25 protein-coding genes and 1 tRNA gene are annotated in these 26,189 nt (G+C 55.1%); 10 read left to right on the top strand and 16 right to left on the bottom strand.

Translation table 11 applies throughout. The features are described 5' to 3' along the window. Positions 1–3: 3 nt before the first annotated feature. The 6 genes from dppB to CU081_RS02450 all read right to left on the bottom strand — a co-directional run bounded on the left by dppB (position 4) and on the right by CU081_RS02450 (position 7,499). Complete coding sequence (gene dppB / locus CU081_RS02425) at positions 4–1,023, bottom strand: dipeptide ABC transporter permease DppB (RefSeq protein ID WP_006810536.1); 1,020 nt, start codon at positions 1,021–1,023, stop codon at positions 4–6. A 161-nt stretch (positions 1,024–1,184) separates the two neighbouring features. Beyond that, complete coding sequence (gene dppA / locus CU081_RS02430; protein WP_003860756.1) at positions 1,185–2,792, bottom strand: dipeptide ABC transporter periplasmic-binding protein DppA; 1,608 nt, start codon at positions 2,790–2,792, stop codon at positions 1,185–1,187. A gap of 621 nt (positions 2,793–3,413) precedes the next feature. After that, positions 3,414–3,490 (bottom strand) — tRNA-Pro (locus tag CU081_RS02435). A 91-nt stretch (positions 3,491–3,581) separates the two neighbouring features. Continuing rightward, on the bottom strand, positions 3,582–5,276 hold the full coding sequence (eptB, locus tag CU081_RS02440; protein WP_022650196.1) for a kdo(2)-lipid A phosphoethanolamine 7''-transferase: 1,695 nt from the start codon (positions 5,274–5,276) through the stop codon (positions 3,582–3,584). 239 nt (positions 5,277–5,515) lie between these two features. Next, positions 5,516–6,718 carry an L-lactate MFS transporter gene (locus CU081_RS02445; RefSeq protein WP_022650195.1) on the bottom strand — a complete coding sequence of 401 codons (1,203 nt, stop codon included), beginning with the start codon at positions 6,716–6,718 and terminating at the stop codon, positions 5,516–5,518. A 238-nt stretch (positions 6,719–6,956) separates the two neighbouring features. Beyond that, positions 6,957–7,499, bottom strand: coding sequence for a lipase (locus CU081_RS02450; RefSeq protein ID WP_022650194.1), 543 nt, complete (start codon positions 7,497–7,499; stop codon positions 6,957–6,959). A gap of 160 nt (positions 7,500–7,659) precedes the next feature. Between CU081_RS02450 and tag the strand changes: the two genes are divergently transcribed. After that, a complete protein-coding gene (tag, locus tag CU081_RS02455; RefSeq protein ID WP_022650193.1) occupies positions 7,660–8,241 on the top strand; it encodes a DNA-3-methyladenine glycosylase I in 582 nt (193 codons plus the stop codon). Further along, positions 8,219–8,659 carry an N-acetyltransferase gene (locus CU081_RS02460; RefSeq protein WP_022650192.1) on the top strand — a complete coding sequence of 147 codons (441 nt, stop codon included), beginning with the start codon at positions 8,219–8,221 and terminating at the stop codon, positions 8,657–8,659. Before tag ends, CU081_RS02460 begins: the two co-directional genes overlap by 23 nt. Here CU081_RS02460 and CU081_RS02465 read toward each other — a convergent pair. Next, a complete protein-coding gene (locus CU081_RS02465) occupies positions 8,628–10,997 on the bottom strand; it encodes a molybdopterin guanine dinucleotide-containing S/N-oxide reductase (RefSeq protein WP_044704522.1) in 2,370 nt (789 codons plus the stop codon). The two genes, CU081_RS02460 and CU081_RS02465, sit on opposite strands and share 32 nt — an antisense overlap. A 122-nt stretch (positions 10,998–11,119) precedes the next feature. Here CU081_RS02465 and CU081_RS02470 point away from each other — a divergent pair, with 122 nt between their 5' ends. From CU081_RS02470 to ghrB, 6 genes are all read left to right on the top strand, one after another. After that, positions 11,120–11,782 carry an OmpA family lipoprotein gene (locus CU081_RS02470; RefSeq protein ID WP_022650190.1) on the top strand — a complete coding sequence of 221 codons (663 nt, stop codon included), beginning with the start codon at positions 11,120–11,122 and terminating at the stop codon, positions 11,780–11,782. Between the two features lie 157 nt (positions 11,783–11,939). Continuing rightward, positions 11,940–12,956, top strand: a complete 1,017-nt coding sequence (locus tag CU081_RS02475; RefSeq protein ID WP_015569988.1) for a LacI family DNA-binding transcriptional regulator — start codon at positions 11,940–11,942, stop codon at positions 12,954–12,956. Between the two features lie 102 nt (positions 12,957–13,058). Then, on the top strand, positions 13,059–13,808 hold the full coding sequence (locus tag CU081_RS02480) for a sugar phosphate isomerase/epimerase family protein (RefSeq protein ID WP_032645959.1): 750 nt from the start codon (positions 13,059–13,061) through the stop codon (positions 13,806–13,808). A 3-nt stretch (positions 13,809–13,811) separates the two neighbouring features. Next, the gene (locus tag CU081_RS02485) at positions 13,812–14,750 is read left to right on the top strand and encodes a sugar kinase (RefSeq protein WP_022650188.1); all 939 of its coding nucleotides are present in this window, start codon (positions 13,812–13,814) and stop codon (positions 14,748–14,750) included. A gap of 116 nt (positions 14,751–14,866) precedes the next feature. Next, positions 14,867–16,147, top strand: coding sequence for an MFS transporter (locus CU081_RS02490; RefSeq protein WP_017694735.1), 1,281 nt, complete (start codon positions 14,867–14,869; stop codon positions 16,145–16,147). Between the two features lie 27 nt (positions 16,148–16,174). Then, positions 16,175–17,149, top strand: a complete 975-nt coding sequence (ghrB, locus tag CU081_RS02495) for a glyoxylate/hydroxypyruvate reductase GhrB (protein ID WP_022650187.1) — start codon at positions 16,175–16,177, stop codon at positions 17,147–17,149. Between the two features lie 58 nt (positions 17,150–17,207). Here the strand turns inward: ghrB and cspE are convergent, their stop codons facing one another. Both cspE and CU081_RS02505 read right to left on the bottom strand, forming a co-directional pair. Further along, positions 17,208–17,420 carry a transcription antiterminator/RNA stability regulator CspE gene (gene cspE, locus CU081_RS02500; protein ID WP_003860775.1) on the bottom strand — a complete coding sequence of 71 codons (213 nt, stop codon included), beginning with the start codon at positions 17,418–17,420 and terminating at the stop codon, positions 17,208–17,210. A 243-nt stretch (positions 17,421–17,663) separates the two neighbouring features. Beyond that, the gene (locus tag CU081_RS02505; protein WP_017383576.1) at positions 17,664–18,374 is read right to left on the bottom strand and encodes a DUF3053 domain-containing protein; all 711 of its coding nucleotides are present in this window, start codon (positions 18,372–18,374) and stop codon (positions 17,664–17,666) included. Positions 18,375–18,704: 330 nt separating this feature from the next. Here CU081_RS02505 and CU081_RS02510 point away from each other — a divergent pair, with 330 nt between their 5' ends. Further along, entirely contained in the window at positions 18,705–18,992 is a 288-nt protein-coding gene (locus CU081_RS02510) for an HTH-type transcriptional regulator (protein ID WP_003860776.1), read from the top strand. Between the two features lie 38 nt (positions 18,993–19,030). Here the strand turns inward: CU081_RS02510 and CU081_RS02515 are convergent, their stop codons facing one another. From CU081_RS02515 to ubiD, 3 genes are all read right to left on the bottom strand, one after another. Next, positions 19,031–20,650 (bottom strand): ABC-F family ATP-binding cassette domain-containing protein, encoded by a 1,620-nt coding sequence (locus tag CU081_RS02515; protein WP_022650185.1) that lies wholly within the window; start codon positions 20,648–20,650, stop codon positions 19,031–19,033. A gap of 216 nt (positions 20,651–20,866) precedes the next feature. After that, the gene (gene fre / locus CU081_RS02520) at positions 20,867–21,568 is read right to left on the bottom strand and encodes an NAD(P)H-flavin reductase (RefSeq protein WP_003860778.1); all 702 of its coding nucleotides are present in this window, start codon (positions 21,566–21,568) and stop codon (positions 20,867–20,869) included. Positions 21,569–21,607: 39 nt separating this feature from the next. Further along, on the bottom strand, positions 21,608–23,104 hold the full coding sequence (ubiD, locus tag CU081_RS02525) for a 4-hydroxy-3-polyprenylbenzoate decarboxylase (RefSeq protein ID WP_022650184.1): 1,497 nt from the start codon (positions 23,102–23,104) through the stop codon (positions 21,608–21,610). Positions 23,105–23,273: 169 nt separating this feature from the next. Between ubiD and rfaH the strand changes: the two genes are divergently transcribed. Beyond that, positions 23,274–23,765 (top strand): transcription/translation regulatory transformer protein RfaH, encoded by a 492-nt coding sequence (gene rfaH / locus CU081_RS02530; protein ID WP_003860779.1) that lies wholly within the window; start codon positions 23,274–23,276, stop codon positions 23,763–23,765. Here rfaH and tatD read toward each other — a convergent pair. From tatD to tatA, 4 genes are read right to left on the bottom strand one after another with little or no spacing between them, the layout of a single operon-like run. After that, positions 23,762–24,544 (bottom strand): 3'-5' ssDNA/RNA exonuclease TatD, encoded by a 783-nt coding sequence (gene tatD / locus CU081_RS02535; protein WP_022650182.1) that lies wholly within the window; start codon positions 24,542–24,544, stop codon positions 23,762–23,764. The two genes, rfaH and tatD, sit on opposite strands and share 4 nt — an antisense overlap. 41 nt (positions 24,545–24,585) lie before the next feature. Then, positions 24,586–25,356, bottom strand: a complete 771-nt coding sequence (tatC, locus tag CU081_RS02540) for a Sec-independent protein translocase subunit TatC (protein ID WP_022650181.1) — start codon at positions 25,354–25,356, stop codon at positions 24,586–24,588. Positions 25,357–25,358: 2 nt separating this feature from the next. Next, a complete protein-coding gene (gene tatB / locus CU081_RS02545) occupies positions 25,359–25,901 on the bottom strand; it encodes a Sec-independent protein translocase protein TatB (RefSeq protein ID WP_003860783.1) in 543 nt (180 codons plus the stop codon). A gap of 3 nt (positions 25,902–25,904) precedes the next feature. Next, the gene (tatA, locus tag CU081_RS02550; protein WP_003860787.1) at positions 25,905–26,159 is read right to left on the bottom strand and encodes a Sec-independent protein translocase subunit TatA; all 255 of its coding nucleotides are present in this window, start codon (positions 26,157–26,159) and stop codon (positions 25,905–25,907) included. Between the last annotated feature and the right edge of the window lie 30 nt (positions 26,160–26,189).

The raw sequence follows: 26,189 nt of genomic DNA on the forward strand, positions 1-26,189 counted from the left end.
CCCTTACTTCTTATGACGAATACGCGGGTTCACCACGCCGTACAGCAAATCGACCAGCAGGTTGACGAGAATAATCATCGTCGCGACCAGCAGTACACCGCCCTGCACAACCGGATAGTCACGGCGTTGCAGCGCATCAATCAGCCAGCGTCCAAGACCCGGCCAGGAGAAGATGGTTTCGGTCAGGATCGCCCCCGCCAGCAGCGTACCGACCTGCAAACCGATAACGGTTACCACCGGCAGCATAGCGTTTCGCAGGGCATGAATGATGATGACGCGCATACGGGTCAGGCCTTTAGCGCGGGCAGTACGAATATAATCCTCGCCCAGCACTTCCAGCATGGAGGAACGGGTCATACGCACGATCACCGCCAGAGGGATGGTGCCCAACACCATTGCAGGCAGGATCATGTGCGCAACCGCATCAATGAAGTTGCCCTCTTCGCCCCAGATCGCTGTATCAATCAGCATAAAGCCGGTTAACGGATTGGTGTCGTCAAGGAAAACCATATCGCTGACGCGTCCGGAGACCGGCGTCAGGTTCCACTGCACCGAGACCAGCATGATCAGCATCATGCCCCACCAGAAGATAGGCATGGAGTAGCCGGTCAGTGCCAGGCCAACAGCGGTGTGGTCAAAAATAGAGCCACGTTTAACGGCAGCCAGTACGCCAACGGGGATCCCTACCGCGGTCGCGAAGATCATGGCGCAGATACCGAGTTCCAGCGTCGCTTTAAAGCGAGGTACGAACTCGTCCCACACCGGAAGACGGCTTTTCAGTGAAATCCCTAAATCGCCGTGCAACACGCCCCAGATATAGTGGAGATACTGCTGCCACATCGGCTTATCGAGGCCGAGTTCAGCCAGCAGCTGTGCATGGCGCTCAGGGGAAATACCACGCTCGCCCGCCATAATCATTACCGGGTCGCCGGGGATCATATGGACGAAGGCAAAAGTGAGAAGGGTGATACCGATAAACGTGGGGATAACAAGTCCCAGACGTCGGAGGATGAACTGCAACATAACCCGGATTCTCTCTGATGACGCACGACCAGTGGCGTGACGTCTGTATTGCTCACAAATGTAAATTCCCTCTCCCTGTGGGAGAGGGTTAGGGTGAGGGGGTGCATGCACGCCCCTCACCCCTGCCCTCTCCAGGAGGGAGAGGGAGAACACCCTACTTATTATTCAACAGACACGTTTTCGAAGTGGTGTTTGCCCAGTGGATCGACCACGTAGCCCTTCACTTCTTTACGCACTGGTTCGTACACGGTGGAGTGAGCAACAATCAGCGCCGGAGCCTGATCGTGCATGACAACCTGCGCTTGCTTGTACAGTTCGATACGTTTGTTGTGATCGTCGGTCGCACGCGCCGGCTGGATCAGATCTTCAAACGGCTTGTAGCACCAGCGAGAATAGTTAGAACCGTCTTTCGCTGCCGCACAGCTGAACAGAGTCGCGAAGAAGTTGTCCGGATCCCCGTTGTCGCCGGTCCAGCCCATCATGACCGCCTGGTGTTCACCCGCTTTGGCGCGCTTCAGGTACTCGCCCCACTCGTAGGTCACAATCTTGGCCTGCACGCCAATCTTCGCCCAGTCAGCCTGAACCATTTCCGCCATACGGCGTGCGTTCGGGTTGTAAGGACGCTGTACCGGCATCGCCCACAGCTCGACGGTAAAGCCTTTGTCCTGGCCCGCTTCTTTCAGCAGCGCTTTCGCTTTCTCAGGATCGTAGGTGTAGTCCTTTATGTCGTCGTTATAGCCCCACATGGTTGGTGGGATCAGGTTCTTGGCCGCAACGCCAGCGCCCTGGTAAACGGCTTTGATGATCGCTTCTTTGTTCACCGCGTAGGTCAGCGCCTGACGCACTTTCACGTCATCGAACGGTTTCTTCTCGGTGTTGAAGGAGAGATAACCCACGTTCAGGCCCGCCTGCTCCAGCAGGTTGATATTTTTGTCCTGCTTCATGCGCGCGATGTCAGCCGGGTTTGGATACGGCATCACCTGACATTCGTTTTTCTGCAATTTTGCGTAACGCACGGATGCGTCAGGCGTGATGGAGAAGACCAGACGGTCGATCTGCGGCTTGGTGCCCCAGTAGCCCGGGAAGGCTTTATACAGAATACGGGAATCTTTCTGGTACTGAAGCAGCTGGAACGGGCCGGTACCGATTGGGTTCAGGTCCACTTTTTCCGGAGTGCCGGCTTTCAGCATGTTGTCCGCATACTCTTTAGAGAGAATAGAGGCGAAGTCCATCGCCAGGTCAGCCAGGAATGGCGCTTCCGGACGCGTCAGCACAAACTGGACGGTTTTATCGTCCACTTTTTTCACTTCAGCGATCAGGTCTGGCAGACCCATCCCTTCGAAGTATTCATAGCTGCCGCCAGACACTTTATGGTACGGGTTCTGGGCATTTTTCTGACGGTCGAAGGAGAACACAACGTCGTCGGCGTTAAAGTCGCGCGTAGGTTTAAATTCTTTGCTGTCCTGCCACTTCACGCCCTGACGCAGGTGGAAGGTATAGGTTTTACCGTCTTCGCTGATATCCCACTTTTCAGCCAGGCCAGGAATCACTTCCGTGGTGCCGGTTTTAAATTCAACCAGACGGTTATAGATCGGTACAGAACTTGCGTCGTAAGTCGTACCAGAGGTAAAGAGCTGTGGGTTAAAGCCTTCCGGAGAGCCTTCAGAACAGTAAACCAGGGTTTTTGCCTGTACGCTTGCTGCAACGGTCATGGCCACCAGGCTCAGACCAAGCTTCAGCATCCCTGACTTCTTCAAGGAAATACTCATTATTGTGCTCCAATGTGATGTTTTGCTTTGTTGTGTTACGCCGCCTGACCTTTATTTATTTTTTACCCGGTCCGGTCGGTGATGCCCGAAGGCGTTAAAAGGGATAGAGAATCCTTTCAGAAGAGCGTTTGAGTTGCAGCGCAGATCCTCCCTGAAATGCCCCTCGTGCCCTACAATCTGTCAACAGAATGTGAAAACGTCAATACAGGTGGCGGGGATTTACGTGGAGTGTGAGAAACCGCAAACAAAGATTAAAAAAACCCTGACCATGAGTTTTCAGCAGAGAAATTTATGCTACTCGCCATGATGCAGCACAATTATCTTCATATTTCGCAACACTCAGTGATTAAGTTTTATTCAGAATGGGTAAATTTTCTTACAGGATGGTGATTATCTGAGCACTAAATACCGCGAACGTTAAAACGCACAGCGAAAAATGCTGAGGTTATCCATAAGCAACGCGAAAAAAGATCAAACTATATATAAAAAAATACAATGGATTATGTCACAAAACCGCAAGCAGGCAGGGGGAAGCAGGGCTAAGGGGTATTTTGAGGACTCGTGCGGGGTAACGCGTTAATGCAAAAAGGGCTAACCTTGCGGTTAGCCCTTTTTAGAATGTGGTCGGCGAGAGAGGATTCGAACCTCCGACCCACTGGTCCCAAACCAGTTGCGCTACCAAGCTGCGCTACTCGCCGAATGCGGAGCGCATCTTACTGCTGAGGTGCGCCCCCGTCAATCCCTTATTTTCAAAAAGCCATTCAACTGGCGATATTCTCGCCAGACCAGCTACTGCGCGGCTTTTGTGGTGTTATCAGGGAGTTTACACCAGTTGTTGTTTTCGTTAATCCCACCGTTCGGTGAGGTATAGCCGAGACAGCCCATAATGGTGTCGTACAGCTCAACGTGACGGCGCGGTACCTTGATCTCTGCCTGCTGTTTCAGATGGGCAAACATTTTGGCTTTGTCCGGATTTTCCAGGTACTTATCCGACATCCACATGATCATCGGCACGCGGAACTGCTCAGGCGGAGCCAGCTTACGCGGCGTACCGTGTAAATGCTCTTTCTCGTTGATGGACTCGCCGTGGTCGGCCGCGTAGATCACAATCGCTTTCTTATCGCGAAGCTGGTCGATCACCCGACTGAGGAAGGTATCCACATACAGAATCGAGTTATCATAGGCATTGATCAGCTCCTGCTTGCTACAGTTCTTGTTAATGCCGACGCACTCAGGCGTCCATTTGGCGAAATCGCGCGTGTAACGCTGATAGTAGCTGTAGTGTGACCCTTTGGTATGCAGAACAATAAGATGCTTACCCTGCGGATGGTTTTTCAGTGACTGTTCCATCTCAGAGAGCAGCAACATGTCATCAACGTTCTTTCCGCGGTTACGCGGCTCGGCGCCAATCTGCTCGCGGTAGGCGATGTTATCCGCCATGGTGTTGGTGTAGAACCACATCTCACTTTGCATGGCGAACAGATCGGAGCTAAATCCAAGCTGCTTCAGAACAGCAAACACGTTTTGCTCTTTGAGAGTGCGCTGAGGATTATCACTCGCACCGCCCTCACGAACAAACATACAGCGCAACGAGAGCTTCGTGGCGGTATCGCAGGAGTAGCCGCGGTAAGCTACAAGATTCTTTTCCTGCGCCAGTTTCGGGGTGGTATCGCGGTCATAACCGAGGATACCCATATGATCCCAGCGCGTCGTTTCGCCGATAACGAAGACCACGTAAGTATCATCCAGCCCTTCAGCCGGAGCCTGGTAGGTGAACTTTTTGGTTGGGTTAATCAGCGATTTCACATCGCTGGATTCGTCCGCCTGAGCCCAGGCATAAAGACCTAACGCCGACAGCCAGTTAGACGGCAGATAGGAGTTAGCCACCACGCCGCCATAGCTTGGCATATCTACGCCTGTCGCTTTTTCGATCCGTTTTTGCTGTTTTTCCATCAGGCGAATAGGGGCCCATACCAGCAGACCCGCCAGAAGAACGACGGCGACGTTGCGGATGCGTTGTCCACGAGTACGCAGCTGGCGTAACAGGGTATAGCGACAGGTATTACTCCAGATAAAGAAGAGCGGGATCAGGCAGGTCAAAATTGTCCACATGATGAACCCTTTTCCCACCACCTCTTTCGAGAGGTCGATGTCCGTGGTCATCACCGAAGCCACAATACCGTAGCCAATGACCACGTTCATGAATGTCATGTAATAGCTTGCGGCGGCAGAGATAATCACCACCAGCGAGGCCAGAACCTGCCATGTACGTCTGCCAAAAAGCGAGAGCAGGCGTAGCAGGAAGAAGGTCGCCAGAATTGAGCCAAACACTTCAATCGCGGCAAAAATTCCATTTCTTACAGTGAGGTGTTCGAAATAACCTTCCACTCGTCTGAACAGCACCGCGCCATTCAGAAACAAACCGATATAGACAGCCAGCATCAGACACAATCTTTGCTGGGTAAGAGACCTAATATATTTCATGCAAACAACCCTGGGGGAAGGGGTATAAAGACCCGCCGAATCTCAGTGAGAAAGCTGACAGAGTAAGTAGATGCGAGAGAAACCGTTATCAGAAACGTCTACAAGCGCGATAAGTAGACCACAGCAGGAAAGAAAAGTGGCAGCAGAGAATGTGAATCGATGAAGATTTTTACAAAATAGCAAGTCCGGAAGCGATTTAGAAATAAATAAAAGAGGCCCTGCGGCCCCTTTTTATCGAATCATGCATGCGCTTCTTTATATACCTCGCGCTGCGGCTGACGAATCGTGGTGGACAGCGCCAGCGAAATAATCAGCAAGGCAAATATCACGCAGAATGTCACGTAGAAGCCACCAAACAGCGAGGCAATCAGTGAACCGCAAATACTGCCGATACCGAAGCCGAGATAAATCACGCCGTAGTTTTTCGCCAGGTTGTTCAGGCCGAAGAACTCGCTCACCAGCGACGGGAAGACGGTAATAGTGCCGCCAAAGTTAAAGGCTACGCAGGCTATCGCCGCAAAGAATGTCGCCTCGTTCAGCGGAGCGAACAGCAGTGCTGCCATACCCACCAGGGAGATCACCTGCCCCAGCGTAATCACGCGGATCCGGGCGATTTTGTCAGACAAGATACCCAGTACCAGACGACCCGAGAGGTTAGCGATAGAGATGACCGTTACGGCGTTCGCCGCCGTCGCCGCGTCCAGTTTTACCATTCCCTGCGCGATATCTTTCGCCACACCGATGACATACAGACCGCTCATGCAGGCCGTCAGGAACATCACCGCCAGCATCCAGTACTGCGGCTTACGCATGGACTGAGCGAGGGTGAAATCGTTCTCCACCACGCCGTTAACGGTTTTCACTTCCTGCTGCGGCGCATCTTTCATCAGCGTGGCGCCGAAGAGGATCATTACCAGCACAATCACGCCCCAGATCATAAAGGTTTTCTCAAGCCCAACCGAGGCCAGCAGATGCGCATCGATGAATTTGAAGCCGAGGCTGCCCAGGCCATATGAACCAATGGCAAATGCGGAGATAAGCCCTTTACGCTCCGGGAACCACTTCACGCAGTTAGACAGCGTCAGCAGATAACCTGCGCCGTCCGCCAGCCCCACCAGCACCCCGGCGCTCAGCCACAGCATCATCAGGTTGTTAGAATATGCCGTCAGGAAGAATCCCAAGCCCAGCAAGATCCCGGATGCCATGGTTACACGCTTCACGCCGAAACGTTCCTGAAGTTTGCCCGCCACGGAAGAGGAAATTGCTAACCCAAGACTCAGCAAGCCGAAGGAGAATGCCACCTGGCTTATCGGCGCGCCGAGCTTATCGGACAGGGCGCTGTTAAACAGGCTCCAGGTATAGACCGATCCCAGTGCGAACTGGGTAACGATGGTGCCGAATAGCGTCAGCCAACGCGTGCGGTTATAAGTTGATGTGTTCATGGCAGTGTCCTGCAAGATAAATTATGGAAATTCGCTGAGGACAACGATAAACAAAACCTTTATAGCGTTGGGGAAAAACGGAATGAAATGCAGGAGAGAAGGAATGAAATGCCTGGGATCTGGAATGAATGACCTTGCCGGGGAATGAAGCGCTGTTCTGTTAGTGGGCACTATCGCTCCAGACCCCGTCATAATTGTATTAAATATGTTATCGTATCGTTTAAAAAAATAACAACCCTTAAAATTTGGCGCTCAATCCCAGCGTATATAAATATTCTTCTTCAGTTTGCTGGTTATAGCTGATCTTCGCCCAGGGGTGTAAATCACCATACTGCGTATCAACACGCCAACCCAATGAGTTCACGCTGGCATGCCAGAGGGGATCGGTAAGCGACTGCGTGGTGGTTGTATCCTCAAACGCATTCACCGTTACAGGGGGGGCGCCATCAGTGCGCCACGCCATGACGGGCCCGGTGGTGAAATGTCCCGCCACGGGAAAATTCCAGCCAACGCTCAGAACGGTTTCCGCATCCGAACCGGAGGGATCGTTCAGGGTAAACCCCGTAGCATTCTGCGTGCGGTTAATACGCTCCGCGAGAATATCTTCATAACGAGGTTGGTGATCGGCGTCCCATGTATAACGTTCCGTCGTATTACTTTGTGCATCTGAAACGATATATTCCTGTTGCCACGCAAAAGCGGTGTGACAAAAAAGCAGGCAGACTGAAACACCCACCAGGCCAGAAGCAGCATGGCGACCACTGATTTTTTTTATCATCATCAAAGCGACTCCAGAAAGAGCCGAGTTCGGCGATATATGTCATTGTTCGAAGAGGTATTAGGGCGTATAGCCCTGTATTAACTATTGTCTCTTTAGCAGACACGTCAAGCCGGGCAGATTGAAATTTTTGCGTTTACCGTATCAGGAAGGGAGATGACCTATGCAACGTTGCGGCTGGGTAAGCCAGGATCAGCTTTATATCGATTATCACGACAAGGAATGGGGCGTACCGGAAACCGACGGTAAAAAACTATTTGAAATGATTTGCCTTGAAGGCCAGCAGGCCGGGCTGTCGTGGATCACCGTTCTGAAAAAGCGTGAGAACTATCGCAAAGCCTTCCACCAGTTCGATCCGGCTGCGGTTGCCGCCATGACCGACGACGACGTACAAAAGCTGGTTCTGGATACCGGTATCATCCGCCATCGCGGTAAAATTCAGGCCATTATTGGTAACGCGCGTGCTTATCTGGCGATGGAGCAAAATGGCGAACCCTTTTCAGCATTTGTCTGGTCGTTTGTGGATAACGAGCCGAAGGTGACGCAGGCCGCCACGCTTGCAGAGATCCCAACGTCGACCCCCGCCTCAGATGCCCTGTCGAAAGCGCTGAAAAAACGCGGCTTTAAGTTTGTGGGCACCACCATCTGTTACTCCTTTATGCAGGCCTGCGGGCTGGTCAATGACCACATTACGGGCTGCTTCTGCCATCCGGAGGGCCACCATGATCCGCAAATGGCAAAGTGAGAACACCGCGCCGCTTTTGAGTCTGTGGCTGGAGAGCACCACCGAGGCGCATCCGTTTATCGACGCAAGTTACTGGCAAGCGAATGAAGCGGTAGTGCGGGATGAATACCTTCCCGCCGCCGAGACCTGGGTCTGGGAAGAAAACGGTACCCTGTGCGGTTTTATCAGCGTCATGCAGTTCCAGTTCGTGGGGGCGCTGTTTGTCGCCCCGGCGTTCATCGGAAAGGGGATTGGGCGTGCGCTGCTGAACCACGTTCAGCAGCACTACCCGTATTTAACCCTGGAGGTGTACCAGAAAAACGTGCGGGCGGTGAATTTCTATCATGCTCAGGGTTTTCGCATCGAAGACAGCGCCTGGCAGGATGATACCCAACACCCGACGTGGATCATGAGCTGGCAGGCGGATCAAACGCCGTAAGGGTAAGCGCCGGCCCCTCATATTTCTCCACCCATGCCAGCGCCGTATTCCCCGCGCAGCCATTCCCCAGCTTCGAGCTGGGGAGATCTTTGGTCAGCACGTTTACGGCGCCGTTCTTACAAATACCGCCCTCGTCCAGCGCCAGATCCGGCCATGCGCCCTGATGAATGCAGAAAACGCCAGGGCGGATCCCGTCACTCACCACGGCGCCTGCCAGCACCTGCCCGCGCGCGTTCCAGACCCGAACGAGATCGCCGTCGTTAATCCCCCGCGCCTTTGCATCGTCGCTATTCAGCGCGATCGGCTCACGACCCGCCACCGCATACTGCTCGCGCAGAGCCGAATAGTTGAGCTGGCTGTGCAGACGATGGGCAGGATGGGCAGACAGCAGCTGAAGCTGCCCCGGCTGCGCATTGCCATGCCATTCGTCCGGCTCCAGCCACGCCGGATGCGGCGGACAGTCCGCGTAGCCAAAGCTGGCGATGCGTTCGCTGTAGATCACAATCTTCCCGCTTTCGGTTTTTAACGGGTGATTCTCCGGATCGCGACGGAAGTCAGCAAAGCGCACAAACCGCGCGTTCTGCTCGCTTTCTGGCATTTCGAAGAGTTGATTCGCCTCCCAGAACTCAGCAAATGGCGGCAGGGACACGCCCTGCGCAGCCCCGCGCTGGCTGGCAATCTGGTAAAATGTTTCCAGCCATTGCAGATCCGTTTTGCCCTCGGTGAAACGCTCCCGCCCGCCCGCTTCCCACATTTCACTCAGGTCGGCAAAGACGTCGAAATCATCCCGCGCTTCATCCCGGGGAGCCACGACGCGCTTCATCGGCACCATATGCTGGTTGCTGTAATCCCCCGTCATGGTGAGATCGTTACGCTCGAACGAGGTCGTGGCAGGCAAAACGATATCGGCATGTTTCGCTGACGCAGTCCAGAAGCACTCCGAGATCACCACCAGCTCCGGTTTCTGCCAGGCGCGGATTAGGCGGTTGGTATCCTGGTGATGGGTGAAGTTGGCCCCACCCGCCCACCAGATAAACTTAATATCCGGGAAATGGCGATCCTGACCGTTGTGCTGATAAAACCCGCCGGGGTTCTCCAGGGCTTCAACAATGCGTGCCACCGGAATTTTATCCACAGCGTCCACGCCACCCTGCACCGAGCCCTGCATGGACGCCAGCACCGCGGCTTTACGCGTCGGGTTGCCGCCGTTGGCAAAGTGATAGGAAAGGCCAAAACCGCCGCCGGGTGTGCCAATCTGCCCAAGCATCGCGGCGAGCGTCACCAGCATCCAGTGCTTTTGCTCGCCAAACTGCTGGCGCTGCATCCCCCAGCCGGACATGAGCATCGTGACATGGCTATGGAATAACGCCGCCAGTTCGCGGATTTTAACGGCATTAACGCCGCAAATCGCCGCGGCCCACTCTGCGGTTTTGGCAATACCGTCGCTTTGTCCCGTCAGATAGTCGGCAAATTTATCGAACCCCGTGGTACAACGCGCCAGAAATTCCGTGTCGTGCCAGCCGTTCTCCACCAGGGTGTGGGCGATGCCCAGCATCATCGCCACGTCGGTGCCCATATGCGGCGCGATCCACTCGGCGCTGTCGCCGAAGAAATCCAGGGTTTCAGAGCGCATCGGATCGATACAGATGATGCGCTTGCCGCTTTTGCGCAGCGCATCGAAGTAGGAAACGCCCTGCTCGTCGGACGCATTCCAGGCAATTTTCAGGGTATTGAGCGGGTTGGCGCTCCACAGCACCACCACCTCTGTATGCTCCAGCACCAGCGGCCAGCTGGTCTGCTGCTGATAAACCTCATTCCCGCCCACGACATACGGCATGATTGCCTGCGCCGCGCCGGTCGAGTAATCGCCCAGATGGCCGGTGTATCCTCCGGCCAGGCTCATATAGCGTTGCAGCAGGGTTGCAGCCTTATGCAGCACGCCGTTTGAGCGCCAGCCATAGGAGCCGGCAAAAATGGACGACGGGCCATAGCTGTCGCGGATGCGTTTATGCTGCGTATGGATCAGCGCCAGCGCATCGTCCCAGCTCACGCGCACGAACTCATCCTGCCCGCGAATACCCTGCGGTTTATCCGGTGACGCCAGAAAGCCTTTACGCACCATCGGCCAGCGGACGCGGGTCTTGCTGTGTACCTGATCGCGAACGACGGTCTGTAAAGAGTTGAGATGGCGCGAAGGCAAAGCCCCGCGAGACGACAGCACAGTGTCGCCATCGGTTTCGACCAGCATCGGCCCCCAGTGGGCGGCGGTCAGAATGGTTTTTGTTGAGGTGCTCAAAGCGTGCGCTCCTGGTTGCGTGCAGGTGTTTCGGCCTTTCATTGAGGCAATTTATCGTTTGTGACAAATTTCAGAGTTATACACTGAATTTTCTCCGTATCCGGACGTCATAATCCACTGCCACGTCCGTCGTGGCAAAGAATAAAAAGGATTAAGGAAATAAGATGAAAAAACGCGTACTCGTTATTGCCGCTCTGGTGAGCGGCGCACTGGCTGTTTCAGGCTGCACAACCAACCCTTACACCGGTGAACGCGAAGCGGGCAAATCCGGCATTGGCGCGGGTATTGGTTCCCTGGTGGGCGCTGGCGTTGGCGTACTCTCCTCCTCCAAGAAAGATCGCGGCAAAGGTGCGCTGATTGGCGCAGCGGCAGGCGCAGCCCTGGGCGGCGGCGTGGGTTATTACATGGACGTGCAGGAAGCAAAACTGCGTGACAAAATGAAAGGTACGGGCGTGAGCGTGACGCGCAGCGGTGACAACATCATCCTGAACATGCCAAACAACGTGACCTTTGACAGCAGCAGCGCGACGCTGAAACCCGCAGGCGCGAACACCCTGACCGGCGTGGCCGCAGTGCTGAAAGAGTACAATAAAACTGCCGTGAACGTGATTGGTTACACTGACAGCACCGGCAGCCAGGATCTGAACATGCGTCTGTCGCAGCAGCGCGCCGATTCCGTGGCCAGCTCGCTGATCACCCAGGGCGTAGAAGCGAACCGCATCCGCACCAGCGGCATGGGTCCGGCTAACCCGATCGCCAGCAACAGCACGGCGGAAGGCAAAGCGCAGAACCGCCGCGTTGAAATTACGTTGAGTCCTGTGCAGTAGGTAAAAGCAAAACGGCAACCCCGTTGCCGTTTTAGTATTTGCGCCCTCTCCTGTAGGAGAGGGTTGGGGTGAGGGCATCAGACCGCCACCCGGCAAATTGCTTGATTCGCCAGATTTTCCCGCTAAGGTATTCTCACTAAATTCAGGGAAATCAGCGATGATCAAACCAACCCGGGCCACCATTAGCGACGTGGCGAAAGCCGCCAAAACCGGTAAAACCAGCATTTCACGCTACCTCAACGGCGAGAAACACCTGCTGTCCGATGCGCTGCTGGCGCGGATCGAACAAGCCATTGCCGATCTCGACTACCGTCCCAGCCTGATGGCGCGCGGCCTCAAGCGGGGTCGCACCCGCCTGATTGGGCTTATCATCGCCGATATCACTAACCCCTACTCCGTTAACGTACTCAGCGGCATCGAAGCGGCGTGCCGGGAAAAAGGCTTTACCCCGCTGGTCTGTAACACCAATAACGAAGTTGATCAGGAGTTGCATTACCTCGATCTGCTGCGCAGCTATCAGGTGGAAGGGATCGTGGTCAATGCCGTCGGGATGCGCGAAGAGGGGCTAAATCGTCTGCAACAATCGTCTCTCCCGATGGTGCTTATTGACCGCAAAATCCCGGAATTTGCCTGCGATGTGGTCGGGCTGGATAACACCCAGGCGGCCACCACTGCCACCGAGCACCTGATTGAACAGGGTTTCGAAGCCATTCTGTTCCTGAGCGAACCGCTGGGTATGGTTAACACCCGCCGCGACCGCCTGGCTGCATTTCGCGCCACGCTGGCGCGTTATCCCGGTGTGATCGCCGAAAATGCTGAAATCCCCCTCCATGAAGCCGGACAGCTGGATAATACCCTGCGCCAGTTCCATACCCGCCATCGGGGAATGCGTAAGGCGGTGATCTCCGCTAACGGGGCGCTGACGCTTCAGGTTGCCCGCTCGCTTAAACGCATTGGCCTGCACTGGGGCAGCGACATCGGCTTGCTCGGCTTTGATGAACTGGAGTGGGCTGAACTTGCTGGCGTAGGCATTACCACCCTCAAACAACCCACCTGGCAGATCGGCTATGCCGCGGTTGAACAAGTGGTTCGCCGCATTGAAGGCACCCGCGACGCCGTACGCGAGCAGGTTTTTTCTGGCGAGCTGATCGTTCGCGGCTCTACTGCCCGTTAATTTTCCCTTCGTGACAGCGATCATAAATTCAGCATCCCGATCTTTTCTTTGGAACCGGTTCCATCTAGCGTAATACTATCGATTACGCTCTGGAGTCAGGAAATGAGCAGGAAAATTATGGTGGTCACCGCCGCGTATGGTGCGGATCAGGTGCGACAGGCAGGCGGTCAACGGGCGATGCTTCCCGTGATTGCTGGCGCAGGGGCTGATGGCGTTGAAATCCGCCGTGAGCTCTTCAGCCACGACGAGTTAATGGCCCTGCCTGCGCTGGGCGAGTCCATTGAACTGCTGGGTTTACTGGCGTGCTACTCCGCCCCGGTCCCCCTGCTTATGCCCGATGGAACCCTCAACCCGGATCTTCCACGCTACCTTAGCGAAGCCAGCGCACTGAACGCGCTGTGGCTTAAAGTCTCGCTGGGTCATTTCAGCGACAAACAACCGCTTGAAGCCCTGCGCGCACTGCTGGATGAAAGCGGCATGACGCTGGTGGTGGAAAACGACCAGACCGACTGCGGGCAGCTCGCGCCGATGCAGCGCTTCAAAGCCGCCTGCCGGGTAATGGCGCTGCCGGTCACACTGACGTTCGATATGGGCAACTGGCTGTGGGTTGGCGACTCCCCGGAAGAGGCTGCACGTCAGCTGGCTCCCGCCGTGAGCTATATTCATGTGAAGGCCGCAGTCCCGCATAAGGCGCAGTTCCGCGCCGTCGCGCCGGATCAGACCGATTCTCGCTGGCGGGATCTGCTTAATCAACTGCCTGCCGACGCGCCGCGCGGTATCGAATTTCCGCTCGAAGGGACGGATCTCACCGCCGTCACCCGCCATTACGTCAACCTGCTGCGCGAGGAGTAAACCATGCACAAGACGCTGGACGTTATCACTATCGGCGAGGCCATGGCGATGTTTGTCGCCACCGAAACGGGCGAGCTGAGCGCAGTGGAGCACTTCATCAAACGCGTGGCAGGCGCCGAATTGAATGTCGCTACCGGCCTTGCGCGGCTGGGGCTGAATGTCGGCTGGGTGAGCCGCGTGGGCAATGACAGCTTTGGCCATTTCGTTCTCGACTCGCTGAAAAAAGAGGGCATTGATGCCGCAGGCGTCACGCTCGATGGACGCTTCCCGACGGGCTTTCAGCTGAAATCTAAAGTTGAAAATGGAACCGATCCCATCGTGGAGTATTTCCGCAAAGGCTCAGCGGCAAGCCATCTCTCCGTGGATGATTATCACGCCGCGTATTTCTCCTCCGCGCGCCACCTGCACCTGAGCGGCGTGGCGGCGGCGCTCTCGGCCAGCTCGTACGATTTACTCGATCACGCGGCTTCGGCAATGAAAGCGCAGGGCAAAACCATCTCCTTTGATCCGAACCTGCGCCCGGTGCTGTGGAAAAGCGAAGCGGAGATGGCTGAGAAACTCAACCGACTGGCGTTTCAGGCGGACTGGGTTCTGCCGGGCATAAAAGAGGGAATGATCCTCACTGGCGAAAGCACGCCCGAAGGCATTGCTGATTTTTACCTCAACAGAGGGGTAAAAGCCGTGGTGCTGAAAACCGGTGCCGACGGCGCATGGTTTAAAACTGCCGACGGTGAGCAAGGCGCTGTCGCTGCGGTAAAAGTCGACAACGTGATCGATACCGTGGGCGCGGGCGATGGGTTTGCCGTCGGGGTCATCAGCGCCCTGCTGGAGGGCAAACCGCTGTCGCAGGCCGTGGCGCGAGGCAACAAAATTGGTTCGCTGGCGATTCAGGTGCAGGGCGACAGCGAAGGATTACCAACACGAGCAGAGCTCGGCGTCTAAATTCCCTCTCCCCGTGAGAGTGGACCAGGGTGGGGCAGCAATCCGCACCAGATAATTAAGCCACCGTGTACCCTACAGACAACGGCGGCAACAACCTCAACAACAGAGGCAAGCCTATGAACAGTTCGACCAATGCAGTAAAACGCTGGTGGTACATCATGCCAATCGTGTTTATCACGTACAGCCTGGCGTACCTGGATCGTGCCAACTTCAGTTTCGCATCCGCCGCCGGGATCAACGAAGACCTCGGGATCACCAAAGGGGTCTCGTCCCTGCTGGGCGCCCTCTTCTTCCTGGGGTATTTCTTCTTCCAGATCCCCGGCGCGATTTACGCTGAACGCCGCAGCGTGCGAAAGCTCATTTTCATCTGCCTGATCTTATGGGGTGCCTGTGCGTCGCTTACTGGCGTGGTGAATAACATTCCTGCTCTGGCGGCTATTCGCTTTATTCTCGGCGTGGTTGAGGCGGCCGTCATGCCAGCAATGCTGATTTACATCAGCAACTGGTTCACAAAATCGGAGCGTTCACGTGCTAATACGTTCCTGATACTCGGTAACCCGGTCACCGTGCTGTGGATGTCGGTGGTTTCCGGCTATCTGATCCAGTCCTTCGGCTGGCGCGAGATGTTCATCATCGAAGGGGTTCCCGCGATTATCTGGGCCTTCTGCTGGTGGGTGTTGGTGAAAGATAAGCCAGCCCAGGCGAAATGGCTTTCTGAAGACGAAAAAGCCGCACTCCAGGCGCAGCTGGATAAAGAGCAGCAGGGGCTTAAAGCGGTGCGTAACTACGGCGAAGCCTTCCGCTCCCGGAACGTTATTCTGCTGTGTGCACAGTATTTTACCTGGAGTATTGGCGTGTACGGTTTTGTGCTGTGGCTGCCGTCGATTATCCGCAGCGGCGGTGAAAACCTTGGCATGGTGGAAGTGGGCTGGCTGTCATCGGTGCCTTACCTGGCTGCGACCATCGCGATGATTATCGTCTCCTGGGCATCGGACAAGCTGCAAAACCGTAAGCTGTTCGTCTGGCCACTGCTGCTGATCGCTGCTTTTGCCTTCATTGGCTCCTGGGCCGTAGGCGCGAACCACTTCTGGGTCTCGTACACTCTGCTGGTGATTGCGGGTGCGGCCATGTATGCCCCGTATGGTCCGTTCTTTGCCATCATCCCGGAAATGCTGCCGCGTAACGTCGCAGGGGGCGCGATGGCGTTGATCAACAGTATGGGTGCGCTGGGTTCGTTCTTTGGCTCGTGGTTTGTGGGCTATCTTAACGGTGCCACCGGCAGCCCGTCGGCCTCTTACATCTTTATGGGGGTGGCGCTTTTTGCCTCGGTATGGCTTACTCTGATTGTTAAGCCTGCTAATAATCAACAGCTACCCGTCGGCGCACGCCACGCCTGAATCCTTTTAAAATCAACGGAGATTAGCATGAAGCCGTCCGTCATTTTGTACAAAGCACTGCCTGAAGATCTGCAAAAACGCCTGGAGGAACACTTTACCGTTACCCGGGTAAAGAACCTCAGCCCGGAAACCGTGGCACAGCACGCCGACGCGTTTGCCAGCGCCGAGGGCCTGCTGGGTTCGAGCGAAAAGGTGGATGCAGCGCTGCTGGAGAAAATGCCGAAGCTTCGTGCTACCTCAACCGTTTCGGTGGGATACGACAATTTCGACGTGGATGCGCTAAACGCGCGCAACATCCTGCTGATGCACACGCCCCATGCCCTGACGGAGACCGTCGCCGACACGCTGATGGCGCTGGTGCTCAGCACCGCCCGTCGTGTAGTGGAAGTGGCCGAGCGCGTGAAAGCGGGCGAATGGTCCAAAAGCATTGGCCCGGACTGGTTCGGCGTGGACGTTCATGGCAAAACGCTGGGGATTGTTGGGATGGGCCGTATCGGTCTGGCGCTGGCACAGCGCGCGCATTTTGGCTTCAACATGCCCATTCTGTATAACGCGCGCCGTCACCACAGTGAAGCTGAAGAACGTTTCAACGCCCTTTATTGCGAGCTTGATACGCTGTTGCGGGAAGCCGACTTTGTCTGCCTGATCCTGCCGCTGACGGATGAAACGCGTCATCTCATCGGCAAAGCGGCGTTTGAAAAGATGAAGAAATCGGCCATTTTCATCAACGCGGGTCGTGGTCCGGTGGTCGATGAGAAGGCGCTGATTGAGGCACTGCAAAACGGTGAGATCCACGCCGCTGGTCTGGACGTGTTTGAACAGGAGCCGCTGCCGGTGGATTCTCCGCTACTGACCATGCCGAACGTCGTCGCCCTGCCTCACATCGGCTCTGCAACTCATGAAACACGCTACAACATGGCGGCGACCGCCGTGGATAACCTGATTGCCGCGCTCGGCGGTAAAGTGAATAAGAACTGCGTTAACCCGCAGATACAACAGTAGAAACGAAAAAACCCGCCAGAAGGCGGGTTTTTGAATTTAGTGCTACTGGGCTGGAAGCTTACAGGCTTACAACGTTACCAGCTGCTGGGCCTTTAGCGCCGCTTTCGATGGTGAAGGAAACTTTCTGACCTTCATCCAGAGATTTGTAGCCATCGTTCTGGATAGCAGAGAAGTGTACGAACACGTCTTTAGAGCCATCGTCAGGAGTGATGAAGCCGAAACCTTTATCAGCGTTGAACCATTTTACCAGACCAGTCATTTTAGCAGACATAGAAATTACCTTATTAACAAATATATTGTGCCTTCCGGCTTGATGGATTGCGTTACAGATTTTTAAGCGATGAAGGAAGGGTCACTACGAAGGGTATCTATGGATAACAATCTGGACTGCTTTACTAAACTGCTTTAGGTCTGTGTAACAAACCGACGAACATAGTTATACCGATGTGGTAGATGAATGACAAGCGTTATTTTCATCAAGCATAAAAAAACCCCGCCGAAGCGGGGGTTTTTCTTATTCCGTAGCAGCGACCGCTGCGCTCCAGGCCTGGCTAAAGGCCTGATGCTGGGACGCGAGCGGACCGATCAGCGCGTTATACTGGCTCGCCTGCTGGGAGGTCGGGAACTGGATACCGTTAGAGACAAAGCTCACCTGCGTACCTTGTTCACTAATAAAGTCACCCACCTGGACCAACTGCTGAGTAAAGACCTGCGCCGCCGGGATCAGCGGTTGCAAAGCGTTTGACGGCTTGGTCACGACTTTCTCATACACCTGGTCATAGACCGGTTTAAGATCCTCGCCCTGCTTCAACGCGGAACGCGACGCATCAGCCTGCATTTTGGCATTTTGCAGCTGCTGGCTCAGTACCCCAAGCGCGCCATTTGACTGGCGTAGCGGTTCGCGCTGGGTCATATAATCCTGTGGAACACGGATGGCATTCACGCTATCCACTACCGGGCGAATACCGGAATCCATCGCCTGGCTTACCTGCTGAGAATAGCCATACAGAATGGCGTAATCCGACACGAATGGACCAAACTGTTTTTTCTGATCCGCAGTCAGCGTTGGTAAACGCTCGCCGCTACGCATCACTGTATTCTGTAGAAAATCGATAAACGCTTTGCGCTGATCGCCTTCTTTATCGAAACACCCACTCAGGCTAACAACCATCAATAACGCCGCAATAGGCGCAAACCAGCGAGAGCAGGACTTTCCTGTCGCCATTTTATTACTCCTTTCACCCAAAAAGCGCACACCGGCACACGCGTGCCCAACGCTGACAAGGATAGTCCAGGTCAGCCTTGCAAGATAGAGTTTTCATGCAAAACGGGTATTCCCGTTTTTGTACTGACTATTTACAAAAAAATACCTGTGAATCCCTACATATGACTAATCAGGTAATTAGCATAACTATCCATATAGCTGAAACGTGTAAAGCGATCGTTATCGCACAATTAATCACAGCCGTGACGATCCTGTGTCTGGTTTAGGGACTATTCTTAACAGGCTCTCTGATGTTCATGATCCCGATGTGTGATTTATGAGGAGTTCTCAATGGAATTAAAAGATCCTGAGTTTGAGCTGCTGAGCAGCCTGGAACAGATTATTTTTAAAGATGTACCGCCGACGGTTACCCTGAATCAAAAGTCCAATCCTTTTAGTGAATTTGAGCGTTTACGCAAAGGATCGGGCCTGAAAACAGATGAATTCGCAAGAGCAATGGGTGTCAGCGTAGCAATGGTGCTGGAGTGGGAGTCAAAACGTGAAAAACCTACCCCAGCCGAGCTAAAGCTGATGCGCCTGATCCAGGCAAACCCTGACCTTCGCAAGCAGTTAGCCTGATAAAGTTTGTTTGCCCCCGCCCTTGCGGGGGCTTGTGTTTACAGGCTTTCACATCGCCATCCCGTCTCTTCCCACACCAGTTCATGCGTCAGCTTCAGCCCTGCCAGAAAAGCTTCATCGTGCGACACCACCAGCAGCGCGCCGGGGTAATCGGCTAAGGCCGCTTCAATGGCCTGAACAGAGGCCAGATCGAGGTGGTTGGTCGGCTCATCCAGAAGCAACAGCTGCGTTGCCGCTTCACGCCACAATACGCAGGCCAGCGCGGCCTTCAGGCGCTCGCCGCCACTCAGTTCGGCCAGTGGAAGTGTCACTTTCTCCGCGCCCAGCTGAAGCTGCGCTAAACGGGTACGCAGCGCCCCCTCTTCGAGCGGCGTATTGCCCAGGCTAAGGTGTGTCATCACCGACTGCGACAGATCCAGCCGGGAAAGATGCTGATCGAGATAAGCACATCTGACAGAGACCTTACAGGTTCCCGTAACAGGGGCGGTTTCGCCCAACATCACTTTCAACAGCGTGGATTTTCCACAGCCGTTCGGCCCGCGTAGCGCCACGCGCATCGGGCCATCCATTCGCCAGTTTATCGGTGGGACAGGCACGTGCGGAAGCACCAGTTCTTCCAGCACCAGCACCTGTTTCCCTTCCGGGATTTCACTGCCCGGCAGGGTAAACATCACCGCATTATCCTCTTCAACCCGCTCGCGTGCCTGGTTGACCGCAGCGTTCAAAGCATGGTTTTGATCGCTATGCTGTTTTTTCCAGGAACCAATACGCTCTTTCGCCGCCCCTTTGTATTTGACCCGTTCAAACGAGGCGATGTTAAGGCTGTCGACCGTGCGAAGCGTTTTGGCTGAACGCCGCAGGCTGTCGTCATGCTCTTTATGCATACGGGCGCGGGTACGCTTGCGCTCGGTGGCAGCATGCTCCAGCGCGGCGCGGGCAGCCAGCTGTTCAGCATCACGCTGGGTTCGATAGTCAGCATAATTCCCACCGTAGCTGCGCAAGCCCAACGCGCTCAGTTCAAGGATTCGCGGTACCTGGGCCAGCAACTCACGGTCGTGAGAGGCCACCAGCACCCCGCCCTGATACCTGGAAAGCTGCTCGTAGAACCACTTGCGGCCTTGCCTGTCGAGGTGGTTGGTCGGTTCGTCCAGCAGCAGGTAGTCAGCATCCGCGGTGAATGCGCTGCACAGCAAGGCACGAATGCGCTCGCCACCGCTCAACTCTGCCGCGCGTTTACTCGGGTCAAAAGGGGGAAGTTTTGCAGCGATAAAAGCCTGGCTCAGCCGTTCAGCCAGATCCCAATAACCGTCGAGCGTGTCGAGATCGTCGGGTTCATAATGACCGCTGTCGATGCGCGTGCGCGCCGCAAAGATCGCGTCGTAACCAAGCAGTTCGGCAAGCGTGGTATCCGCAGAAATATCCTGCTGCTGCGCCACGTAGACGTGTGTACCAAAGCGTTCAATATGACCGCTGGCGGGTTCATCAACTCCTGCCAGCAACCGGAGAAGGCGTGTTTTACCGCTGCCGTTGCGGCCAACCAGCGCGCACACTGACGCATCCAGAGAAAGATTCAGTGGACCAAAAAGGATATCGCCCGTCGCAAACTGACAGGTGACCTGATGCAAAATAAAAGAGGGGGACTGCGCAAAATGAGCCATAAGCACTCCTGAATGAAATCAAAACATCCCCTGCCGACGCGATGCGTTGAGCAAGGATCGAAATTCATCAGTCGTGTTTGTTCATTTTTGGGGGGCGCTCCTGAGGGCGAAATTTAACGGGAACAAGAATAACGGCAATGCGCCGCCCATTTCAAGGTTAAATTTTCACCAGGCTATTGCCCGAGCATAAAAAACCCGCCGAAGCGGGTCTCTCAATCAGATAAACGCAAACGCATCGCCAAACAGACGATCTTCCCGCGCGTCACGCTCGTTGCAGAACAGGTCGCGGGCAATTTTTGCCATTTCAAAGCGACCGGCAATGTAGATATCGTGCCCGGCCAGCGTCCCGTGATCCTGCAATACCGCAGTCAGCACCGTACCGCTGCGCCCGCGCCAGCCCTCTTCCGGCTGCTCGACAACCGGCTCAATGCGCAGGTTTGGATGATTTACGCTCAGCGCCTCCAGCTCAGACAGATCGTAAAGGTGCTTCTCTTCACGGCCGCCCCAGTAGATGGTGATATCGCGATTTGGATTACGCGCCAGCGCCGTCAGCAGAATAGAGCGGACATAGGAGAAGCCCGTGCCACCGGCAATCAGGATCAGCGGACGGTCTTCGTCTTCACGCAGCCAGGCCTCGCCATGAGGAATATCGACCACGATTTCACGCTCTTTCAGGATGCGGTCCATCACGGCCATCGCGTACAGGTTAAGCTCAGACGCACCAATATGCAGCTCAATAAATTCCTTCTCTGCTGGCGTTGAGGCCATAGAGAAAGGACGCTTATCACGCTCGTCCATCACGACCATCAGGTACTGACCGGCACGGAATGAGAATGCCGCTTCAGGAACCAAACGGACGCGATATACGGTGTCGGTAATAGCATCTACCGACGTCACTTTACAGCTTAAGGTTGTCATTCGCTCTCTCTGTCGGGAAGTCTATAGGGCTAAACGGTCTTATTCTGCCTTACCGTTATTCATTATGGCCAGCTCGTCCCAGATCGCGTCAATTCGCGCGGTCACGGCAGGATCTTTTTCGATCGGGCGACCCCATTCACGGTCGGTTTCGCCAGGCCATTTGTTCGTGGCATCCAGTCCCATTTTTGAGCCAAGTCCGGAAACCGGCGAGGCAAAATCCAGGTAATCAATCGGCGTGTTTTCCACTAACACCGTATCACGCGCCGGATCCATACGCGTGGTGATGGCCCAGATAACGTCATTCCAGTCGCGGGCATTGACGTCATCATCGCAGACAATCACAAACTTGGTATACATAAACTGGCGCAGGAAAGACCATACGCCCATCATCACGCGCTTAGCGTGACCGGCATACTGCTTCTTCATCGTCACCACCGCCAGGCGATACGAACACCCTTCCGGCGGCAGATAAAAATCAACGATTTCCGGGAACTGCTTTTGCAGGATCGGCACGAACACTTCGTTCAGCGCCACGCCCAGTACCGCCGGTTCGTCGGGTGGACGGCCGGTATAGGTGGAGTGATAGATGGCATCTTCACGCTGGGTAATGTGGGTGACGGTGAACACCGGAAAGTTATCCACTTCGTTGTAATAGCCGGTGTGGTCGCCGTACGGCCCTTCGGGTGCCAGCTCGCCCTGTTCAATGTAACCTTCCAGCACAATCTCTGCGCTGGCCGGTACTTCCAGGTCATTGGAGATGCACTTCACCACTTCGGTTTTGGTGCCGCGCAGCAGTCCTGCAAAGGCATATTCAGACAGCGTATCAGGAACAGGCGTCACCGCGCCCAGGATGGTTGCCGGATCGGCACCCAGCGCGACGGAAACCGGGAAGCGTTCGCCCGGATGGGCCGCGCACCACTCCTGGAAATCCAGCGCCCCGCCGCGATGGGACAACCAGCGCATGATGAGCTTATTTTTGCCAATCAGCTGCTGGCGGTAAATGCCGAGGTTTTGACGCTCTTTATGCGGCCCACGCGTCACGGTGAGGCCCCAGGTGATCAGCGGTGCGGCATCTTCAGGCCAGCACTGCATGATGGGAATTTTGGTCAGATCCACCGCATCGCCTTCCAGCACTTTTTGCTGGCACGGCGCACCGCGCAGGCGTTTGGTGGGCATATTCAACACCTGCTTAAACTGCGGCAGTTTGTCGAACAGGTCGCGGAACCCTTTTGGCGGCTCCGGCTCTTTCAGAAAGGCCAGCAGTTTGCCCACTTCACGTAACGCCGTGACATCTTCCTGCCCCATCCCCAGCGCCACGCGGCGAGGTGTGCCAAACAGGTTGCACAGCACCGGCATGGTGTAGCCTTTTGGGTTTTCAAACAGCAACGCCGGGCCGCCCGCGCGCAGGGTGCGGTCAGCGATTTCTGTCATTTCCAGATACGGATCAACAGGAAGCGTAATGCGTTTGAGTTCGCCCTGCTTTTCCAGCAGCGCCAGGAAGTCGCGTAGATCGTGGTATTTCATGCAGTTAATCATGGCCTCTCTGTAAGCGCTTCATTATACGGCGTAAGACCGCGTGATGCTGTAATTTTGTTAAATTAGCGTGAACTTCCACGACTTACTCTCTTTTTCGCCATTATAATCACCTTAGCGATCCCGCCAGGGTTTTGGTATGCTTGCGCCCCGAACAATGGGAAGAGTGATTATGCAGGCCTGGTATTTACTGTATTGCAAACGCGGGCAACTTCAGCGCGCGCAGGAACATCTTGAACGTCAGTCTGTGAACTGCCTGACACCCGTGATCACGCTTGAAAAAATGCAGCGTGGAAGACGCACGACCGTCAGTGAGCCTCTGTTCCCGAATTACCTGTTCGTCGAATTCGACCCCGAAGTGATCCACACCACGACGATCAGTGCCACACGCGGCGTCAGCCATTTTGTGCGTTTTGGCGCCCATCCGGCAAGAGTACCGTCATCGGTTATTCATCAGCTTTCTGTCTACCAGCAGCCTGAAGATATTACCGATCCGGAAACCCCTTATGCTGGCGACAGCGTGGTGATCACCGAAGGCGCCTTTGAAGGCTTACAGGCCATCTTCGCTGAGCCGGACGGTGAAGCGCGCTCCATGCTGCTGCTCAACCTGCTGAACAAAGAGGTGTTGCAGAGCGTGAAAAACACCGATTTCCGCAAAGTTTAGAACTGCACGCCGAACAGACGACGCACGTTATGATCGGTTTGTGCTGCCAGCCACTGCGCATCTTCTCCCCGCCAGTGCGCCACTCGCTCAGCAATATGCCCCAGGTAGGCCGGTTCATTACGTCGTGATGGCGGTTTGGGCTGCATATCACGGGGCAACAGATACGGCGCATCCGTTTCCAGCAGCAAACGATCGGCCGGGATAACGGGTAACAGCTCACGCAGTTCCAGCCCACGACGCTCATCGCAGACCCAGCCCGTGATACCCAAATAAAGCCCGCGGTTCAGGCAATCCAGCGCTTCCTGACGGGAGCCCGTAAAGCAGTGCAACACCGCACCGGGCAGCTTCTCCAGCCAGGGTTCCAGCAGCGCCAGAAAACGTTCATGCGCATCGCGACAGTGCATAAACACCGGCATCTCCAGCTCTGCTGCCAGCGCAAGCTGGGCGGTAAATGCCTTCTCCTGCTCTTCAGGCGTCGAGAAGTTACGGTTGAAATCAAGCCCGCATTCGCCAATGGCAACCACTTCTGGCGTTTGTGCCAGACGATGAAGCGCCTCAGCGCTTTCATGCGTCCACTGGCTGCTGTCATGAGGATGCACGCCTGCGGTGGACCAGCAGTGTTGATAGCGTTGCGCCATCTGCCGTGCCTGCTCACTCTCATGCAGATTCGTTCCCGTCAGTAGCAGCCCACCCACGCCGGCGGCAAAGGCGCGCGCCACCACCTCATCGTGGTCTTTCGCAAACTGGGAGCTAGTGAGGTTAAGCCCGATATCAAACATACGTATCCCCATATGACAACCGCCCTGACGGGCGGTTGGTTTTATTCTTTCGTGGTCTCTTCAGACGGCTCGTCTTCTTCGTCCCGGGTACGCCCCTTTCCGACGTAGAAACGAGCGAAGAATACGCCGACTTCAAACAGGCAGTACATCGGTATCGCCAGTAAGGTTTGCGAGAAGACGTCCGGTGGCGTTAACAGCATACCTACAACAAATGCCCCCACCAGGATGTACGGGCGCTTCTTACGCAGATCGTCAGGCGTGGTCACCCCTACCCAGCAGAGCAGGACAATCGCTACGGGCACCTCGAAGGCGACACCAAAGGCCATAAACAGCGCCATCACGAAGCTGAGGTAGCTGGCGATGTCCGTCGACACTTGCACCCCTTCCGGCGCGGTATGCGTCAGGAAGCCGAAGGCCAGCGGGAAGACAACGAAGTAGGCGAACGCCATGCCGATATAAAACAGCAGCGAACTGGACACCAGCAGCGGAATAACCAGCTTGCGTTCATGCTTGTACAGCGCGGGCGCCACAAATGCCCAGACCTGATACAAAATGACCGGCGCAGAGGCAATCAACGACACCCAGAAGGTCAGCTTGATCGGGGTAAAGAACGGCGAAGCAACGTCCGTTGCAATCATCGTCGCGCCCAGCGGCATCTGTTTAATCAGCGGTGCGGAAACCACCTGATAGATATCGTTGGCAAAATAGACCAGACATAAAAAAATGAGGAAAACCGCAATAATGCAGTTTAACAGGCGCTTACGCAGCTCAATGAGGTGCGCAATCAGCGGTTGAGTATCATCTACTGCCATGTTTACGCTTTATCACTCGACGAGGGGGATGATTCGGAAACGGGCGCGGCGGGTTTTACCTCAGCCGTTTTGACCACGGGCTCTTCCGGCGGCACCTGCTTTTTCACTTCGGGCTCCTGCGGCGATTGCTCTGGCGAAGCAGCCTGATGCTCCGCGCTGGAAGGCGTTACACCCTCGCGCTGCTCTTCGCTACCCTTCACCACCGGATTGTGGATGGTGTTTGCTTCATCGCTCGCCTTCTCAGGATCGTTAATGCTGTAAGAGCGCTTCATGGATTCAGCCGCTTCGCGTAACTCATCCATTGATGCTTTCAGCTCCGGCGTCAGGTTATCCATGCTCGCCTTTTCAACCTTTTTCAGGCTGTCCTGAAATTCCTGAAGCTTCAGCTCCTGCGCCAGCTCGTTCTGCACGGTAGTTGCCAGCGAGCGAAGTGCCCGCACCCAGCCCACGACGGTTTTCACCGCAACGGGTAAACGCTGCGGCCCCAACACAATCAGACCAATCACAAAGACCAGCAGTAACTCACCAAAACCAATGTCGAACACGAATTACACCTGCTCTTTATCGTGACGTTTAGCCTCTTCCTTTTTGGCTTCGTCCTGCTTATCGGCGATGGATTTAGCGGTAAAATCAGCATCCTGACTGGTTTTTTCCTGCTTATTCTCATCATCGCTCATGGCTTTCTTGAAGCCTTTGATTGACGCGCCCAGGTCGGAACCAATCGATCCGAGTTTTTTCGTGCCAAACAGCAGCACAACGATGACGGCAATGATCACTAACTGCCAGATACTGATACCACCCATGCGTGTTCCCCAGTGATAGATGATTAATTA

This window comes from Enterobacter sp. CRENT-193, from assembly GCF_002787395.1.
GTDB lineage: Bacteria > Pseudomonadota > Gammaproteobacteria > Enterobacterales > Enterobacteriaceae > Enterobacter > Enterobacter hormaechei_C.

Coding starts and splice junctions, on each gene's coding strand:
- dppB (WP_006810536.1), bottom strand. CDS start 1,023: ATGTTGCAGTTCATCCTCCGACGTCTGGGACTTGTTATCCCCACGTTT.
- dppA (WP_003860756.1), bottom strand. CDS start 2,792: ATGAGTATTTCCTTGAAGAAGTCAGGGATGCTGAAGCTTGGTCTGAGC.
- eptB (WP_022650196.1), bottom strand. CDS start 5,276: ATGAAATATATTAGGTCTCTTACCCAGCAAAGATTGTGTCTGATGCTG.
- CU081_RS02445 (WP_022650195.1), bottom strand. CDS start 6,718: ATGAACACATCAACTTATAACCGCACGCGTTGGCTGACGCTATTCGGC.
- CU081_RS02450 (WP_022650194.1), bottom strand. CDS start 7,499: ATGATGATAAAAAAAATCAGTGGTCGCCATGCTGCTTCTGGCCTGGTG.
- tag (WP_022650193.1), top strand. CDS start 7,660: ATGCAACGTTGCGGCTGGGTAAGCCAGGATCAGCTTTATATCGATTAT.
- CU081_RS02460 (WP_022650192.1), top strand. CDS start 8,219: ATGATCCGCAAATGGCAAAGTGAGAACACCGCGCCGCTTTTGAGTCTG.
- CU081_RS02465 (WP_044704522.1), bottom strand. CDS start 10,997: ATGAAAGGCCGAAACACCTGCACGCAACCAGGAGCGCACGCTTTGAGC.
- CU081_RS02470 (WP_022650190.1), top strand. CDS start 11,120: ATGAAAAAACGCGTACTCGTTATTGCCGCTCTGGTGAGCGGCGCACTG.
- CU081_RS02475 (WP_015569988.1), top strand. CDS start 11,940: ATGATCAAACCAACCCGGGCCACCATTAGCGACGTGGCGAAAGCCGCC.
- CU081_RS02480 (WP_032645959.1), top strand. CDS start 13,059: ATGAGCAGGAAAATTATGGTGGTCACCGCCGCGTATGGTGCGGATCAG.
- CU081_RS02485 (WP_022650188.1), top strand. CDS start 13,812: ATGCACAAGACGCTGGACGTTATCACTATCGGCGAGGCCATGGCGATG.
- CU081_RS02490 (WP_017694735.1), top strand. CDS start 14,867: ATGAACAGTTCGACCAATGCAGTAAAACGCTGGTGGTACATCATGCCA.
- ghrB (WP_022650187.1), top strand. CDS start 16,175: ATGAAGCCGTCCGTCATTTTGTACAAAGCACTGCCTGAAGATCTGCAA.
- cspE (WP_003860775.1), bottom strand. CDS start 17,420: ATGTCTGCTAAAATGACTGGTCTGGTAAAATGGTTCAACGCTGATAAA.
- CU081_RS02505 (WP_017383576.1), bottom strand. CDS start 18,374: ATGGCGACAGGAAAGTCCTGCTCTCGCTGGTTTGCGCCTATTGCGGCG.
- CU081_RS02510 (WP_003860776.1), top strand. CDS start 18,705: ATGGAATTAAAAGATCCTGAGTTTGAGCTGCTGAGCAGCCTGGAACAG.
- CU081_RS02515 (WP_022650185.1), bottom strand. CDS start 20,650: ATGGCTCATTTTGCGCAGTCCCCCTCTTTTATTTTGCATCAGGTCACC.
- fre (WP_003860778.1), bottom strand. CDS start 21,568: ATGACAACCTTAAGCTGTAAAGTGACGTCGGTAGATGCTATTACCGAC.
- ubiD (WP_022650184.1), bottom strand. CDS start 23,104: ATGATTAACTGCATGAAATACCACGATCTACGCGACTTCCTGGCGCTG.
- rfaH (WP_003860779.1), top strand. CDS start 23,274: ATGCAGGCCTGGTATTTACTGTATTGCAAACGCGGGCAACTTCAGCGC.
- tatD (WP_022650182.1), bottom strand. CDS start 24,544: ATGTTTGATATCGGGCTTAACCTCACTAGCTCCCAGTTTGCGAAAGAC.
- tatC (WP_022650181.1), bottom strand. CDS start 25,356: ATGGCAGTAGATGATACTCAACCGCTGATTGCGCACCTCATTGAGCTG.
- tatA (WP_003860787.1), bottom strand. CDS start 26,159: ATGGGTGGTATCAGTATCTGGCAGTTAGTGATCATTGCCGTCATCGTT.